The 15,818-nt window shown below is 31.0% G+C and carries 11 protein-coding genes and 2 tRNA genes; 9 read left to right on the top strand and 4 right to left on the bottom strand.

The genetic code is table 11. From position 1 onward, the window contains the following. Position 1: 1 nt before the first annotated feature. Together L0U72_RS02295 and kdsA are read right to left on the bottom strand one after the other, a co-directional pair. The gene (locus tag L0U72_RS02295; protein WP_233898300.1) at positions 2 to 733 is read right to left on the bottom strand and encodes an MbnP family protein; all 732 of its coding nucleotides are present in this window, start codon (positions 731 to 733) and stop codon (positions 2 to 4) included. Positions 734 to 965: 232 nt separating this feature from the next. After that, on the bottom strand, positions 966 to 1,784 hold the full coding sequence (gene kdsA, locus L0U72_RS02300) for a 3-deoxy-8-phosphooctulonate synthase (RefSeq protein ID WP_101916450.1): 819 nt from the start codon (positions 1,782 to 1,784) through the stop codon (positions 966 to 968). Positions 1,785 to 1,861: 77 nt separating this feature from the next. Here kdsA and L0U72_RS02305 point away from each other — a divergent pair, with 77 nt between their 5' ends. Together L0U72_RS02305 and L0U72_RS02310 are read left to right on the top strand one after the other, a co-directional pair. Then, on the top strand, positions 1,862 to 2,863 hold the full coding sequence (locus tag L0U72_RS02305; protein ID WP_233898301.1) for a M28 family peptidase: 1,002 nt from the start codon (positions 1,862 to 1,864) through the stop codon (positions 2,861 to 2,863). Positions 2,864 to 2,883: 20 nt separating this feature from the next. Then, complete coding sequence (locus tag L0U72_RS02310) at positions 2,884 to 3,417, top strand: DUF4136 domain-containing protein (RefSeq protein WP_233898302.1); 534 nt, start codon at positions 2,884 to 2,886, stop codon at positions 3,415 to 3,417. A 109-nt stretch (positions 3,418 to 3,526) separates the two neighbouring features. Here L0U72_RS02310 and pafA read toward each other — a convergent pair whose 3' ends face one another. Then, positions 3,527 to 5,176 carry an alkaline phosphatase PafA gene (gene pafA / locus L0U72_RS02315; protein WP_233898303.1) on the bottom strand — a complete coding sequence of 550 codons (1,650 nt, stop codon included), beginning with the start codon at positions 5,174 to 5,176 and terminating at the stop codon, positions 3,527 to 3,529. A 196-nt stretch (positions 5,177 to 5,372) separates the two neighbouring features. Between pafA and L0U72_RS02320 the strand changes: the two genes are divergently transcribed. From L0U72_RS02320 to L0U72_RS02350, 7 genes are all read left to right on the top strand, one after another. Beyond that, on the top strand, positions 5,373 to 6,113 hold the full coding sequence (locus L0U72_RS02320) for an MlaE family ABC transporter permease (protein WP_101916454.1): 741 nt from the start codon (positions 5,373 to 5,375) through the stop codon (positions 6,111 to 6,113). A gap of 1 nt (position 6,114) precedes the next feature. Continuing rightward, a complete protein-coding gene (locus L0U72_RS02325) occupies positions 6,115 to 6,879 on the top strand; it encodes an ABC transporter ATP-binding protein (protein WP_101916455.1) in 765 nt (254 codons plus the stop codon). A 164-nt stretch (positions 6,880 to 7,043) separates the two neighbouring features. After that, a tRNA-Lys gene (locus L0U72_RS02330) sits at positions 7,044 to 7,116 on the top strand. A 52-nt stretch (positions 7,117 to 7,168) separates the two neighbouring features. Then, positions 7,169 to 7,251: transfer RNA gene (locus L0U72_RS02335), tRNA-Tyr, on the top strand. 64 nt (positions 7,252 to 7,315) lie between these two features. Further along, the gene (locus L0U72_RS02340) at positions 7,316 to 9,757 is read left to right on the top strand and encodes a TonB-dependent receptor (RefSeq protein WP_233898304.1); all 2,442 of its coding nucleotides are present in this window, start codon (positions 7,316 to 7,318) and stop codon (positions 9,755 to 9,757) included. A 148-nt stretch (positions 9,758 to 9,905) separates the two neighbouring features. Continuing rightward, entirely contained in the window at positions 9,906 to 11,024 is a 1,119-nt protein-coding gene (locus L0U72_RS02345; protein ID WP_233884068.1) for a C1 family peptidase, read from the top strand. 157 nt (positions 11,025 to 11,181) lie between these two features. Further along, entirely contained in the window at positions 11,182 to 12,627 is a 1,446-nt protein-coding gene (locus tag L0U72_RS02350) for a DUF389 domain-containing protein (RefSeq protein ID WP_233861140.1), read from the top strand. 1,081 nt (positions 12,628 to 13,708) lie between these two features. Here the strand turns inward: L0U72_RS02350 and L0U72_RS02355 are convergent. Beyond that, positions 13,709 to 15,793, bottom strand: a complete 2,085-nt coding sequence (locus L0U72_RS02355) for an OmpA family protein (RefSeq protein WP_233898305.1) — start codon at positions 15,791 to 15,793, stop codon at positions 13,709 to 13,711. Between the last annotated feature and the right edge of the window lie 25 nt (positions 15,794 to 15,818).

Raw genomic sequence — 15,818 nt, forward strand, 5'->3', positions numbered from 1 at the left:
ATTAATCATAATAAAACTTAGAAGAGAACATTTTTTTGGCATTTTCCAGCATTTTTTGTTGATTATTTTTATCGTTTACGGGCTTGTTAGATAGTTTTTCAATATCAATATTAGGGTTTTCAAAAAGTTTCGCTAAATCAACATTAATCGTAGCGGTATTTACAAAATACCAAATTTCAAAAGTATCGAATGTAATTTGTATTGGATTAATTTCATCATTTTTTATCGGTGCGATATCGTATTTAAAAGCGGTTTCTGTGTTTATTTTAGTGTTTATTTTTTTAGTATTTCCTTCAATTTTAAAAGAAGATTTTTCAAAGACTAAATTAAGTCCTAAATTAAATTGCAGGGTATAATCTCCGCCTTCCAAATCATCGGCGTATAAGTTGTTATTTCTTTCTTTTACAGGTATTTGTATTGTTTTTAGACTGCTGATATCAGTCGTATTTTTACTCTTTTTATGTATTAATTTCACATTCGAAATAGTATATTTTATGTTTTCAAATTTAATACTATCAATAACATTAGGAGTATTTATATTTGTTTTTGGGTGTTGAAATTTATAGTATTTATTGAGTTCTATTTCTTCACCGTTCCATTGGTGTTCAAATTCGATACTTGCCTCATGTTTTGTATCAGGAGAATCAAAAATATTACAAGAAGTAAGCAAGATACTATTAAAAATCAGTAGTATTATTCCAATTTTTGACACATTTTTTTTGATAATAATCATTTTCATTTTTTTTTGGAGCTATTTCCCGCTTTCCGCACTCGCTTTTTTTTTGAAGAAAAATCAAAAAAAAGAGCTCAAACAATTGCTTCAATCGGGGCTAAATAAACCTCACAGGTTTTAAAAAAACTGTGAGGTTTGAGATTAACTAAAAAATTCAGGTTTTTTCTATCTTTTTGAAAATAAAGTTGCTTTATATCAAGTATTTAAAACAACTTTATTTATAGTTATCAAATTATAAATTATTCACCGTTTTTCTGATTGCGACTAAGTTTGTCAATAATTTTTCTAAATAATCGAGATGTAACATATTTGCGCCATCGCTTTTTGCGTTTGCGGGGTCGAAATGTGTTTCAATAAATAAACCATCGACATTATTAACGACTCCAGCTCTTGCGATTGTTTCAATCATATCGGGTCTTCCGCCAGTAACACCGCTTGTTTGATTGGGTTGTTGAAGTGAATGTGTCACGTCTAAAATGGTCGGAGCAAATTGACGCATGGTTGGGATTCCTCTAAAATCGACAATCATATCTTGATATCCGAACATCGTTCCACGATCGGTAATCCATGCTTTTTCGTTTCCTGCATCGTGTACTTTTTTCACGGCGTGTTGCATTGCTTCAGGACTCATAAATTGTCCTTTTTTCAAATTAACGACTTTTCCAGTTTTGGCGGCGGCAACGACCAAATCGGTTTGACGCACTAAAAAAGCAGGAATTTGTAAAACATCGACATATTCGGCGGCTTTGTAAGCGTCTGAAACTTCGTGAATATCGGTAACGGTTGGCACATTAAAAGTTTCGGAAACTTTTCTTAGAATTTTCAAGGCTTTTTCATCACCGATTCCTGTAAAACTATCGATTCTACTTCGATTTGCTTTTTTAAAACTTCCTTTAAAAATATACGGAATTGCTAATTTATCGGTAATTGTAAGTACTTTTTCGGCGATTCGCATTGCCATTTCTTCACTTTCGATAGCACACGGACCTGCTAAAAGAAAAAAATTATTAGCCTCGGTATGTTTTATATTTGGGATATGTTGTAAATCCATGATTGTAAGTTGTGGGTTTTTAACAAAATTAAGAAATTAAATTGGCTATATTTAGCCTTTATAATAAATAACATCAAATGAAAATCAATATTAAAATAAATTTCAAAAATAATTTCAAAAAAATAATCTATATATCGGCATTTTTGCCAGTGTTTTTGGTATCCTGTAAAACGGTAAAATATCAAGAAAAAACAACTTCAAAAAAAGCGTTTATTATCGATAGCGTTCTTGTAAAAAAACATTTATATACGTTGGCTTCGGATGAAATGCAAGGGCGAAAACCTGGTACAGAAGGTATGGAAAAAGCGACGGTTTATATTGAAAATGAATTTAAGCGTATTGGGTTAAAAACGTATGCTAATTTAGCGACTTACCGCCAGAATTTTACGCATGAAGGCATCAAAATGAGCAATATTATTGGCGTTTTAGAAGGAAAAAGTAAAAAAGAGGAGATTGTAGTAATATCGGCACATCACGACCATTTAGGCGTAAAAAAATCAGGAAAAGGCGATGTTATTTTTAACGGTGCAAATGATGATGCTTCTGGCGTTGTTGGCGTGTTAGCATTGGCGGAATTTTTAGCGAAAAAAGGTACGAATGAACGTACTATTTTGTTTGTCTGTTTTACGGCGGAAGAGATGGGTTTAATCGGTTCTAATTTTTTTGGAAAAGGAATTGACCCAACAAAATTTGTCGCAGGAATCAATTTAGAAATGATAGGGAAAACACCAAGTTTCGGGAAAAATACGGCGTGGCTAACAGGTTTTGAACGTTCTGATTTTGGTAAAATTATTCAAAATAATTTAAAAGGTACAGATTATCAATTATTTGCGGATCCGTATGAAAAATTTAATTTATTTTTTAGGTCGGACAATGCGTCTTTAGCTCGTTTGGGAGTTCCTTCGCACACATTTTCGACCACGCCAATTGATGTTGATAAAGAGTATCATAAGGTTTCTGATGAAGCTGAAACTTTAAATATGAGCGTAATTACCCAAACAATTAAAGCCGTAGCAAAAGGAACAGAAAGTATCATTAATGGAAAAGATACGCCGACAAGAATTGTGTTAAAAGAGTAAATGTTATAAACAATTTCTAAATGATGAAATACGTACAAAATAGTTCAATATTATTAATTTTAGTATTCTCTATAATTGGTTGTTCTTCTTCCAAAGTTGTTTATGATTATGATACGAGTATCAATTTTGAAAATTATAAAACATTTCAGTTTTTTGAAGATGCAGGAAAAGGTTTAAATGCACTCGATATTAAGAGAGTTACGGGTGAAATAATATTTTTATTGGAGCAAAAAGGTATGAAATTATCCGATAATCCTGATATGTATATTGATGTTTTATCCAAAGAAAGTATTGTTGAAAATAATAGTACCATCGGTGTGGGAATCGGTGGAGGCGGTCGTGTTGGTTTTAATATTTCAGGAGGAATCCCTCTTGAAACCAGAAAAATAAAACAAGAATTAACCGTTAATTTTATTGCTGGTAAAAATGATGCGTTATTATGGCAAGGAATCGCCAATACGAATATCAAAAAAAACCTAAGTCCGCAGGAAAGAACAGCGTATTATCAGAAAATAACAGCTAAAATTCTTGAAAAATATCCGCCAGAAAAATAATAGTAAAAATTAAAAAAAAATACTCGAATTGACAGAAATTATAAAAAAGATAAAACTGTCAATTTGAGTAAATTCGAGTAAAATTGTTCCTGAAAATTTGAGTGAATTTTTACTTTAAAACCTCTTCAATAACTTTTCCAGTTGTTCCATTTGGAAATTCAATTTGCAATAAATTCGCCAAAGTAGGAGCAATATCAATAATTTCATATTTCTTTTTAGAGTTTCCTTTTTGGATACCATTTCCATAAAAAATTACAGGAATATGCGTGTCATATGAATATCCAGAACCGTGCGTTGTTCCTTTTTTAGGATAACTAACCGTTGATGGATTTGGAACAAGTAACACATCGCCTGAAAATTTTTGATTATAGCCATTTTGTAATGAGTTTAAAATCCCTGAAGTAAATGATGTTGTTTGCAAGGTTCTTGCCGTTGCTGATTTGTAAATTCCTGGGTAATTAATTACTTCATCGGCTATTTTTTGAGCAACTTCATTTTTACTTAAATTTAAAGATTCAATTTTATTTTTATCTAAAAAAATCTGAAAGTTTGAAATATTTTCAACCAACGCATCTGACTTAAAATATTTTTTAGTGATGTCATTTACAAAAGTTCTGAATTTTGTATAACTGAAATAATTTGCAGGAATTTTAACCGATTGCAAATAAGCAGGAACTTGAACAGCAGCGTGGTCGGCTGTTAAAAATAAGGTGTAATTTCCTTTCCCAACTTGCGTATCTAAAAAATTGAAAAGTGTTGCTAAATCTTTATCCAAACGTAAATAGGTATCTTCAATTTCTTTGGAAGCAACCCCAAATTGATGTCCAACATAATCGGTTGAAGAATAACTAATCGCTAAGAAATCGGTATAGTTAGTGTTTCCTAAATTTTCGCCAATAATAGCCGATTTTGCAAAATCCGTAGTTAAAGAATTTCCCGCAGGAATTGCTTTTATAATACTATAATTGTTGTTTTTATGTCTTAATTCAGGAATATTATGCGGAAAAACAGGCGTTTCCTCTCCTTTAAAAGGTGCTTCAAAATTATTGTTATCAGCAATACTTTCGGTGTAAGAATTGATGTTGTGTAAGGTTTTCCAAGGTTTACTTAAATAAGTATCTACAATTTTTGCGTTGTTAAAATCTTGCACCCATTTTGGCAATTTTTTCATATAATACGACGAAGTAATCCAATCGCCTTTACTACCGCCATCAAACCAATATGCACCGTTTGCGGTATGTCCAGCAGGTAAAATTGCCGAACGGTCTTTAATAGCAATACCAATTGTTTTCCCTTTCATATTTTGGGCTAATCTTAATTGGTCGGTAATGGTGGTGGTTAGCATTCTGTGGGGCGATTTTTCACCACCTTTTCCATCGTTTCCAACGGTTTTATAATTCGTATCATCAACACAATAAATTGTTTTTTTTAAGAATTTATCGTACCAATTATTACTGATAATCGCATGATTTACAGGTGTTGTTCCTGTGTAAATCGACGTATGTCCAACAGCGGTATAGGTCGGAATGTAATTATAATGTGCGTTTTCAAGTGAAAAACCATCTTTTAATAAACGTTTAAAGCCGTTATTTCCGTATTTATTGGCAAAACGAATTAAGTAATCATAACGCATTTGGTCAATAACAATGCCGACAACGAGTTTCGGTTTTTTAGGTGGATTTTTTTTCTTCGCAGTTAATGAAGTAAATCCTGATAAACAACATATAGCAAGAATTGCTAAAGGAATAATTTTTTTCATTATTTTTTTTTACTATAAAATTAAGAAGGTTTTTAATCAAAATAAGTTCAAAGATACTCATCTTAAGAGTAAAATAGGTGTCAAAAAATATTAAAAGAATATTAAAAGAATGTCAAAATACATACTAAAAGCGATAAAAAAGCCGAGAGTTAATCGTTTTTTAATACTTTAGCCAAAAGAAAAACAGAGTATTTAAATGAACTACATTGAGCATATCGGTAAGTATTTTTTGATGCTAAAACAAGTTTTTACAAAACCCCAGCGATGGCGTATTTTTCGGGAGGCTTTATTTACTGAAATTGACGAACTTGGGCTTAAATCATTAGGGATTATTTCTTTTATATCTTTTTTTATAGGAGGCGTAATTTCCTTACAAACTGCTCTTAGTTTAGACAGTCCTTTTATTCCAGATTCCTTAATAGGATTCGCGGCAAAACGCTCTATGATTTTGGAATTTGCACCTACTTTTTGTTCCATCATTTTAGCGGGAAAAGTAGGTTCTTATATTACGTCAAGTATTGGTTCTATGCGTGTTACCGAACAAATTGACGCACTAGAAGTTATGGGAATTAATTCCTTAAATTACTTGGTATTGCCTAAAATAATTGCCACTGTATTTTTTTATCCATTTTTGATAATTTTAGCCATGTTTTTAGGGATTTTTGGCGGTTGGCTTACAGGGATTTTATCAGGATTATTTGCTGGAGTTGATTATATTACAGGAGTACAAATGGATTTCGACCCGTTTTTAATAAGTTATGCCATGATAAAAACATTAATTTTTGCTTTTATAATTGCGACAGTTCCTGCATATCACGGATATTATGTAAAAGGCGGTTCGTTAGAAGTAGGGAAAGCAAGTACGCAATCGGTAGTTTGGACAACGGTTCTTATTGTAATTGCGAATTATTTATTAACGCAAATGTTATTAACATAAAATGATAGAAGTAAATAATTTACATAAAGGATTTAATGGCGTTGAAATTTTAAAAGGAATTACGACTTCTTTTCTTCCAGGACAAACGAGTTTAATTATCGGTCAGAGTGGTTCAGGGAAAACGGTTTTTTTAAAATCATTAATAGGATTGCACATTCCTGAAAAAGGAACAGTTACCTATGATGGTAGAGTAAATACCGAAATGACAATTGATGATAGACGAAATTTTCGAAAAGAAATCGGCATGGTTTTTCAGGGAAGTGCTTTGTTTGATTCGCAAACTGTAGAAGAAAATGTAATGTTTCCTTTGAAAATGTTTACCAAACAATCACAAGCGGAAATGTTAGAAAGAGTAAATTTCGTGCTAAAACGAGTAAATTTAGAGAATGCGAATAAAAAATATCCTGCGCAATTATCAGGAGGAATGCAAAAACGAGTAGCGATTGCTAGAGCCATTGTTATGAAACCTAAATATTTGTTTTGTGATGAGCCAAATTCTGGATTAGATCCGCAAACTTCGATTGTAATTGATAATTTAATTAAAGAAATTACTCATGAATATCAAATAACAACGGTTATCAATACACACGATATGAATTCGGTAATGGAAATAGGGGACAAGATTGTTTTTCTTCAAAATGGAAAAAAAGCGTGGGAAGGTTCTCATAAAGAAATTTTTAAAACCGATAATAAAGCTGTTGTCGATTTCGTGTATTCCTCAAATTTATTTAAAAAAGTACGAGAAGCCTATTTATTAGACGTATAAAATTATTTATTTTGAAGATTTTTGAAAAATAAATAAAAGATAAGTTTCTGTAAAATAGCGAACTATAAAAAGTGATTAAAATTATTATAATTTTTTCAATAAAAAATTTTGCAGAACTCTAAAAACCTTGTATATTTGCAACCGCTAAGGAGAAAATAATAAATGACCTGGTAGCTCAGTTGGTAGAGCATCTCCCTTTTAAGGAGAGGGTCCTGGGTTCGAGCCCCAGCCCGGTCACTAAGCTTTTCTTGTAATTAAGAAAAGCTTTTTTATTTTTTTCGAAAGCTTTGGGGAGATACCAAAGCGGCCAACTGGGACGGACTGTAACTCCGTTGTCTTACGACTTCGCAGGTTCGAATCCTGCTCTCCCCACAAAACCTCTGTCTTTTGATAGAGGTTTTTTTGTATTTTAGCCAGAAATTAAGCTCGCTATTTTATGAAAAAGATATTCTTAAATTTATTTTTATCGTTATTTTTATTGATACTTTTACTACAAGTATCTACTGTTGTAAGTCAAAATAACGATGAAAATCAAAATAAAGGCGTTGTTTCAGGGAAAATAATCGATGCCAATACAAGAGAAGCCATTCCCTTTGTAAACATCTTAGTTTACGGAACTTCTATCGGTAGTGCTTCTGATGAAAATGGTACGTTTACAATTGCAAATATCCCGCTAGGATATAATAAATTACAAATCTCATTTATAGGATACGAAACCTTCATTTCAGATGAATATTTAGTAACCAACGGTAAAACTACTTTTATAAATATCGAACTAAAAGAACGAGAAACAACCCTGAAAGAAGTAGAAATAAAAGCAAGTTTGTTTAAAAAATCCGTAGAAAGTCCACTTTCTTTACAATCCTTAGGCGTTGCCGAAATTGAAAAAAATCCCGGAGGAAATAGAGATATTTTAAAAGTTATTCAATCGTTTCCTGGCGTGGCTTCTAATCCTGGGTTTAGAAATGACATTATAATTAGAGGAGGGGCAACATCTGAAAATAAATTCTATTTAGATGGCATTGAAGTTCCTGTAATCAATCATTTTCAAACCCAAGGCGCTACGGGAGGTGCTGTCGGAATTATGAATGCCGATTTAATCCGTAAAGTTGATTTCTATTCGAGTGCTTTTCCCGTAAATAGAGGAAATACATTGAGTTCCGTTATCGAATTTACCCAAAAAAGAGGAAATCCAACCCAGCTTAAAACAAGAGCAACGCTAGGAACTTCCGATGCTGGAATTACTTTAGATGGTCCGTTGGGAAAAAATACTACTTTTATGTTGTCTGTTCGGCAATCATATTTACAATTTTTATTCAAATTGATAAAATTACCCTTTTTACCAACTTATAATGATTTTCAATTAAATGTAAAATCACAATTATCAAAAAATAGCGAATTATCAATAATTGCTTTGGGAGCAATCGACAATTTTAAATTGAATGAATCTGTAAATGATAGCGAAACAGACCAAGAAACTCTAAAAAGAAATAAAATAATTTTAAATACCGTTCCCGTAAATAGTCAATGGAACTACACCGTTGGAGCTAGTTATAAATATTTTGCAGATAAATCGACACATTTAGTAGTGCTTAGTCGAAATGAACTCAAAAATACAGCAGAAAAATATTTTTTGAATCAAGAACAACCCGAAAATTTATTGTTAGATTATAGTTCAAAAGAAATAGAAACCAAATTTAGATACGAGAATACTTTTAAAACGAGCAATAATTATAAGTTCAACTTAGGAACAAATGTTGAAGTAGCGACCTATTTAAATGATACGTATCGAAAAGTAGCCAATTCACAAGGACTTTTTGAAGATACGTTTAATGCTAATATTGATTTTGTTAAATATGGCTTTTTTGCCAATGTATCCAAAGAATATTTAGATAATAAATTAGGGGTTTCCTTCGGATTTAGAACCGATGGTGTTGATTATAATCCGCAGATGAAAAATCAATTACATCAATTTTCACCAAGACTTTCATTAAATTACAATCTAAATGATAAGGTTTCATTAAGTGCATCGCTAGGACGTTATTATCAATTGCCGTCTTATACCGTATTAGGATTCAAAAATAATACAGGCGAATTTATCAACAAAAAAGGATTGAAATATATACAAGCCGACCATCTTGTGAGCGGTTTTGCATACAAACCCAATACAAGTGCTAAAATTACCTTAGAAGGATTTTATAAAGCGTACAAAAATTATCCATTTTCAGTTCGAAACCAAGTAAGTTTGGCTAATTTAGGCGATGGTTTTGGGGTTGTTGGTAACGAAGAAGTACTTTCAAATTCAAAAGGAAGAGCCTACGGAGTTGAGATATTGGCTCAAAAAAAATCGTATAATGGTTTGTACGGATTGGCTTCATATACTTTTGTACGCAGTGAATTTAAAAATGCCTTAGGAAATTACATTCCATCGACTTGGGATAATAAACATCTGTTAACGGTAACGGCAGGGAAAAAATTAAAGAAAAATTGGGAAATAGGCGCAAAATTCCGATTAGTTGGCGCAAGACCACATACGCCTTATGATACCAATGCTTCTTCTTTAAAAGTAAATTATGATATCGTAAATGGCGGTATTTTAGATTATACAAAATTAAATCAAACACGTTTTAGCACTTACACGCAGTTAGATGCACGACTCGATAAAACATGGTTTTTGAACAATGTTGCTATTAATTTGTATCTTGATATTCAAAATATATATGGAAGTAGTGCGGAACAAAATCCGTTTTTATTAGCCACTGAAGATGCTACAGGAAGAATTACCGATCCAAACGATACTTCAAGATATGTTTTAGAAGAAATCGAAAGTAGTAAAGGAAGTGCCTTGCCAAGAATAGGCGTAATTATCGATTTTTAAAATATTTTTAGAAGATATTTTAGATGATATTTAACGTAAATTTAAAATAAAATAAAAGACTTTTAGAAGATTTTAACTTTTAAAATGATGCTAAAAATAATCAAAAAGAATATATTGCTGATTAAATTAAAATATACCACTATACTATATGAAAAATTTGTTGATAGGTGCCATTTTTGCCTTTTTAAGTATCGGTTCAATAACTGCTCAAAAATATAAGTTTAAAACCGTAAAAGATATCGAAAGTAGTCACGTTAAAAGTCAAGGAAATACAGGAACTTGTTGGAGTTTTTCGACAAGCTCTTTCTTAGAGTCTGAAATTATACGATTAACAGGTAAAAATATCGACCTATCTGAAATGTATACTGTACGTAATACTTATTCAGAAAAAGCTGAAAATTATGTATATCGTCAAGGGAAAGCGCAATTTAGTCAAGGCGGTTTGGCACACGATGTTTTAAATTCAGTAGCAAATTACGGACTCGTGCCAGAACAAATTTTCTCGGGATTGGATGCCGGAAAAGATATTCATAATCATGCAGAATTAATAGCGGTTTTAAAATCGATGTTGGATACGTATATCAAAAATCCAGCAAAACAATTAAGCCCGAAATGGAAACAAGCAACACAACGAGTTTTAGATGTGTATTTAGGTGAAAATAAAAATGAATTTAGCTTCGAAGGAAAGAAATATACACCGAAAAGTTTTGCAGAATTTACCAAAATAAATCCTTCAGAGTATTTAACGATTACTTCTTTTGAGCATCAAAAAATGTATGATAAGTTTATTTTAAATATTCCTGATAATTTCTCAAATGGTTCATTTTACAATGTATCTTTAGATGAATTAACAGAACTTACGCAAAGAGCTGTCGAAAAAGGCTATACTTTAGCGCTAGATTGTGATGTTTCTGAAAAAACATTTTCAGCAGAAAACGGTGTCGCTTTTATTCCTGCAAGTAGCTCAGAAAGTGAAAAAGGATTGACTGAAATCGTAAAAGAAAAAACAATAACACCTAGTTTTCGTCAAGCAGAATTTGAAAATTTCAATACCACAGATGACCATTTAATGCACATCGTAGGATTGGTAAAAGATCAAAAAGGAAATAAATACTTTAAAGTAAAAAATTCTTGGGGAGCAAAAAAAGGAAATAACGGTTATGTATATATGTCTGTTCCGTATTTTAAATTGAAAACGATTTCGGTTTTAGTACACAAAGATGCTGTTACAAATAGTTTGAAAAAGAAATTAAACATTAAAAAATAAATATTAAAAACTAAATATTATTTTAGTATTAATTTAAAAGCTTGAAGAAAATATCTTCAAGCTTTTTTAATTTAATAAATCAAGAAATTCAATAAATTCAACAAATTGAGTAATAAGGAATTTCGTATCTTTCGCCCATTATTAATAATTAATTTAGATGGAAGAAAAGATAAAAAAAGAGCAAGATGTTGCACAATCTAAACAAGCTATTCAGGAAGATGCTAAAGGATTATGGGAAAGCATCAAAAAATTTCTAGTAGAATTATTAGATTTCCGAGAAGATACCGATCAGGAAGCAACCATAGAAGCCATAAAAGTCGATATTCCGTTTAAAGGAGCTACCGCTTGGATTTTAATTTGCTCAATATTTGTAGCATCAATTGGATTAAATGCCAATTCAACAGCCGTGGTTATTGGAGCCATGTTAATATCTCCTTTAATGGGACCTATTTTAGGAATCGGAATGTCATTAGCAATTAATGATATTGATACGTTGAAAAAATCAATGATAAACTTAGCAACTATGATTGTTTTGAGTTTATTAACCGCATTTTTATTCTTCTTTTTATTTCCTTTAAAAGAAGAAACTTCCGAATTATTAGGAAGAGTAAAACCCGATATTCGAGATGTTTTAATTGCTTTTTTTGGTGGTTTAGCCTTAATTATCGCCCGAACAAAAAAAGGAACTATAGCATCTGTAATATTTGGAGTTGCTATTGCAACTGCCTTAATGCCACCTTTATGTACCGCTGGTTATGGCTTGGCAATCGGTAATTTTGACTACTTTTTTGGAGCGATGTATTTATTTACAATCAATACTATTTTTATCGCTTTAGCTACTTTTTTAGTGCTTAAATTATTAGGATTTACCATGATTCGATATGTAAATTCTGAAAAAAGAAAAAGAATCGCACAGATAGCTTCTTTTGTCGGTTTCTTAGTGATGGTTCCTGCCATGTTCACCTTTGTAAATGTTTATAAAGAAAGCGTCGTTACTGCAAATTATGATAAATTTTTAAAAGAAGAAATTCTAGCGAATAAAGATTTATGGTTACAAAGAGAAAATATCGATAAAAAAAATAAAAAAATTAGCCTGTTTTTTAATGGTGATGTAACCGATGCTACCGAAACTTTTTTAAGAAATGAACTAAAAACATATCCTAAATTAGATGTTTATGAGTTATTTATCAATGAAAATAAAGCTAGAAGTGTCGATAGAGTCGTGGATGCCTACGATAGAGCAATTGTTGATTTAGATTTAAAAGATAATATCATAAAAGGATTACAGAAAGAAATTGAAGATTTAAAACTTACAATTTCTAGTCTAAATAATAATATAGAGCAAAATGCTTTAAAAAGAGATGAAAATAGTATTCCGTTTAGTAAAATAGCGAAAGAAGCTAAAATCAGATTTAATGATATTAAAGGAATTAGTTTTTCTAAAAAATTATCTTCTACGGATTTTATAAAAATAGATACAATTCCTGAATTATCAATAGTTTGGAATAAAAAATTAGCAGATTCAATAGTTAAAAGAAAAGAAAAAGAACTTAAAAGTTGGTTCGAAAAAGAATTGAAACTAGAAGTTGTATTACTTAAATAAGTGTTTTTTTTAAATTAAAAATATCCTCTATAAATCTAAGATTTTCTTATTTTATAGAGGATATTTTGTTTGTATATGAAAAGTACTGTTTTGTTTATGAGGATTTTTCGCAGGAAAATTAGATGTAATAAAATGGCACTGACTTTTGTTTTTAAGACTAAACTAAACATTTTTTATAGATGTTTTTTAAGTAGTTTGTTTTAGTTTATAATTCTGATTTAATTTTCTATTTTTTAATTCAACATTTGAGTAATTTTGACAAGTTTTTCAATTCTTGTTTTCTGTTTTGCTCAATTCTACGAACGTTATAAATTTAAATTTCACGTAATAATTCGGTCAATTTTATTTTCAGATTTAAAGTAAATTAAAGTATTTTTAAATTTCTTTTTTTTGAGAATTACTTACAACGTTTAGAAATGTTTACCAACGAGTATATAAGTTTAAAATTTGTCTTTAATTTATCTTGAGGATTGTATCGAAAAATAATTATCTGATTATCCAAAGTTTAAAATCACTCGAATTGATATAGAATTAAGAAGCTAAAAAATTAAACTTCATCAATAGTGAAAATACAAATTAAGATGCTAAGAGCTTGTTTAAAAATTAAATAAACTGTCAGTTCGAGTGATTTTTTTCCTTCAAAAAATTGTATCGAGAACTTTTTTAGCATCAAAATCAATCAAAATTCATCAACATAAAAGAATTCAAATTCTCGATACAATTTTAATTCCTTTTAGTCATTAAAATCACTCGAATTGACAAGAATCATCAAAAAAAGCTAAAAAAAACACATAAAATCAGGATACGAACCTGAAATAAATTCAGTTTGACGGATTCTATTTCTTATTTTTCTGTGATGTTTTTTTCAGATGAAATTTAAACAGGCTCTAAGCTGATATAAAATTTCTTTGAGGTGGTTTGATCTATTTTTACTTTTTTTAAACAATAGTTTTTTTAATCTCTTGCCGTATTTTAATATTATTTTAGATTGCTTTATATCATTCTATAAAAGCAGAAAACCGAGCAAAAGCTCGGTTTTCTTATTTTAAAAATACTAATTAAAAGTATGTTTAATCAATAATTATTTTTGATTAATTACTCTAAAAGTAGTTCTACGGTTTGCAGCATGCTCACGTTCTGTACAAGAAACGCCATCAGCACATCTGTTTGTTAATTTAGTTTCACCATAACCGTTAGCTGTTAATTGACTAGCATTAACTCCTTTCGAAATTAAGTAGTTTACTACTGAACGAGCTCTTCTTTCTGATAAAGATTGGTTGTTTACGTTACTACCTCTAGAATCTGTATGAGATTCAACGGCTGCAGCTACACCAGTTTTTAAAATTGGTAATAATCTAGTATCAATTAAACGTTTAGCACCTGAAGTTAATGTTGAACTTCCTAAATTCCAGTTAATTGGTAATGGAGTGTTTACTGTTAATTTACATTCTACTTCTTTCCAAGATGTTAATCCACCTTTAGATACTAATACTTCTTTAGTAATTGTTTTGTATTTAGCTGCTACAGGAACTTCTTCTTTCCAAGCATCTTTTTCTAAAACAGTTTTCTTTAAAGTTCTGTAAACAGGCTCTCCTTTAATCGCTCTAGATGTTGGAGGAGTTGCCATTACAGTTTTTGTTAAAGTTGTCGTTACTTCAGGAATAGCGATCACTTTTGTTGTTGTAACTGCAGGAATAACTCTTGTAATAGTTGTCGTTACTTCAGGAATAGCGATAACTTTTGTTGATGGAGGTGTTGCCATTACTCTTTTCTTGATAACTTTCGTTACTTGAGGAATATCAATTGTTCTAGTTGATGGAGGCGTTACCATTACTGTTTTCTTAACAATTTTCGTTACTTCAGGAATTGCTACTACTCTAGTTGATTCTGGAGTAATTACCGTTCTTTTGATAGTTTGAGTTACCTCAGGAATTGCAATTTTTCTAGTACTAGGAGGTGTAGTCATTACACGTTGTTTGATAACTTTCGTTACAGCAGGAATATCAATAGTTCTTGTTGTAGGAGGAGTTACCATTACTCTTTTCTTAACTACTTTTGTAATTTCAGGAATTGCTACAACTCTTGTACTTGGAGGAGTTTTAACAACTCTTTTTGTATAGGTTCCATTACCACATCCATTAGGTGAAGTACTTTCATTACATTCAGGAGTAGAAACAATACTAGCATCTTTTTCTAAAACAGTTTTATTAACCGTTTGAAATTGTGCAGGGATTTCTTTATAACACCAGTAACGACAGTCGTTAGGATCAGAAGATTCACAATCAGGCGCTTTTTCGCTCATTTGCCATCTTGCCGATTTTGCTTTTACTTCAATAGTTTCACTATCGTTATTAAAAGATGCAGGAATTACACTTAATTTATTTCCGTAATCTCTTTTCTTATAAGAAATAGTTTCAGTTCCATATACTGCAGGAACGACAACTAAACGTTGCGATGCTTCTTTTACCATTACAGTAACGTCACGCATTTCGTATTTTGCAGGAACAACTTCAATACGTTGTGATGCTTCTTTTACAGTAACAACAACATCACGCATTTCATATTTTGCAGGAACAACTTCTAAACGTTCAGCTGCTTCTTTTACAACAATAGTTTCAGTAACTACACTTGAAGTAGCAGGTACTTTTACTAAACGTTGCGATGCTTCTTTAACAACTACAACAACATCTTTTATTTCATATTTTGCAGGGATAATCTCTAAACGTTGTGTCGCTTCTTTGGTTACTACAGTAACGTCACGCATTTCATATTTTGCAGGAATTACAACTAAACGCTGAGCAGCTTCTTTTGTAATTACCGTTTCAGAAGCGGTAGAAGGTTTTGATAACGATCTTTCAATACGTTGGCTAGCTTCTTTAGTAACGATTGAATAGGTTTGAGGTTCATATTTAGCAGGTACAACTACTAATTTTTGACTTCCTTCATCAACTAAAACACTTTCAGTAACGGTTTTATATTGAGTAGGGTGCGTTACAATTCTTTTGTAAGCAGGAGCAATTTCAATAGTTACATCTTGATTTTTCCATAAAGCAGGAGTTTTACAACGGACATAACATTTTCCGGGTTCTGCATTGGTAGGCAAATCCTGTGCCGATGCAGTAAAATAGAAAGCTAATAAGGCTCCCGTTAATAGTAATTTTTTCATAATAGATAAAAATTTGTTTATGATT

Source organism: Tenacibaculum piscium (assembly GCF_021390755.1).
GTDB classification, from domain to species: Bacteria; Bacteroidota; Bacteroidia; order Flavobacteriales; family Flavobacteriaceae; genus Polaribacter; species Polaribacter piscius.

Bases quoted from the DNA above. Each gene is read 5' to 3' on its own strand.
- L0U72_RS02295 (WP_233898300.1), bottom strand. From the start codon at position 733: ATGATTATTATCAAAAAAAATGTGTCAAAAATTGGAATAATACTACTG.
- kdsA (WP_101916450.1), bottom strand. From the start codon at position 1,784: ATGGATTTACAACATATCCCAAATATAAAACATACCGAGGCTAATAAT.
- L0U72_RS02305 (WP_233898301.1), top strand. From the start codon at position 1,862: ATGAAAATCAATATTAAAATAAATTTCAAAAATAATTTCAAAAAAATA.
- L0U72_RS02310 (WP_233898302.1), top strand. From the start codon at position 2,884: ATGATGAAATACGTACAAAATAGTTCAATATTATTAATTTTAGTATTC.
- pafA (WP_233898303.1), bottom strand. From the start codon at position 5,176: ATGAAAAAAATTATTCCTTTAGCAATTCTTGCTATATGTTGTTTATCA.
- L0U72_RS02320 (WP_101916454.1), top strand. From the start codon at position 5,373: ATGAACTACATTGAGCATATCGGTAAGTATTTTTTGATGCTAAAACAA.
- L0U72_RS02325 (WP_101916455.1), top strand. From the start codon at position 6,115: ATGATAGAAGTAAATAATTTACATAAAGGATTTAATGGCGTTGAAATT.
- L0U72_RS02340 (WP_233898304.1), top strand. From the start codon at position 7,316: ATGAAAAAGATATTCTTAAATTTATTTTTATCGTTATTTTTATTGATA.
- L0U72_RS02345 (WP_233884068.1), top strand. From the start codon at position 9,906: ATGAAAAATTTGTTGATAGGTGCCATTTTTGCCTTTTTAAGTATCGGT.
- L0U72_RS02350 (WP_233861140.1), top strand. From the start codon at position 11,182: ATGGAAGAAAAGATAAAAAAAGAGCAAGATGTTGCACAATCTAAACAA.
- L0U72_RS02355 (WP_233898305.1), bottom strand. From the start codon at position 15,793: ATGAAAAAATTACTATTAACGGGAGCCTTATTAGCTTTCTATTTTACT.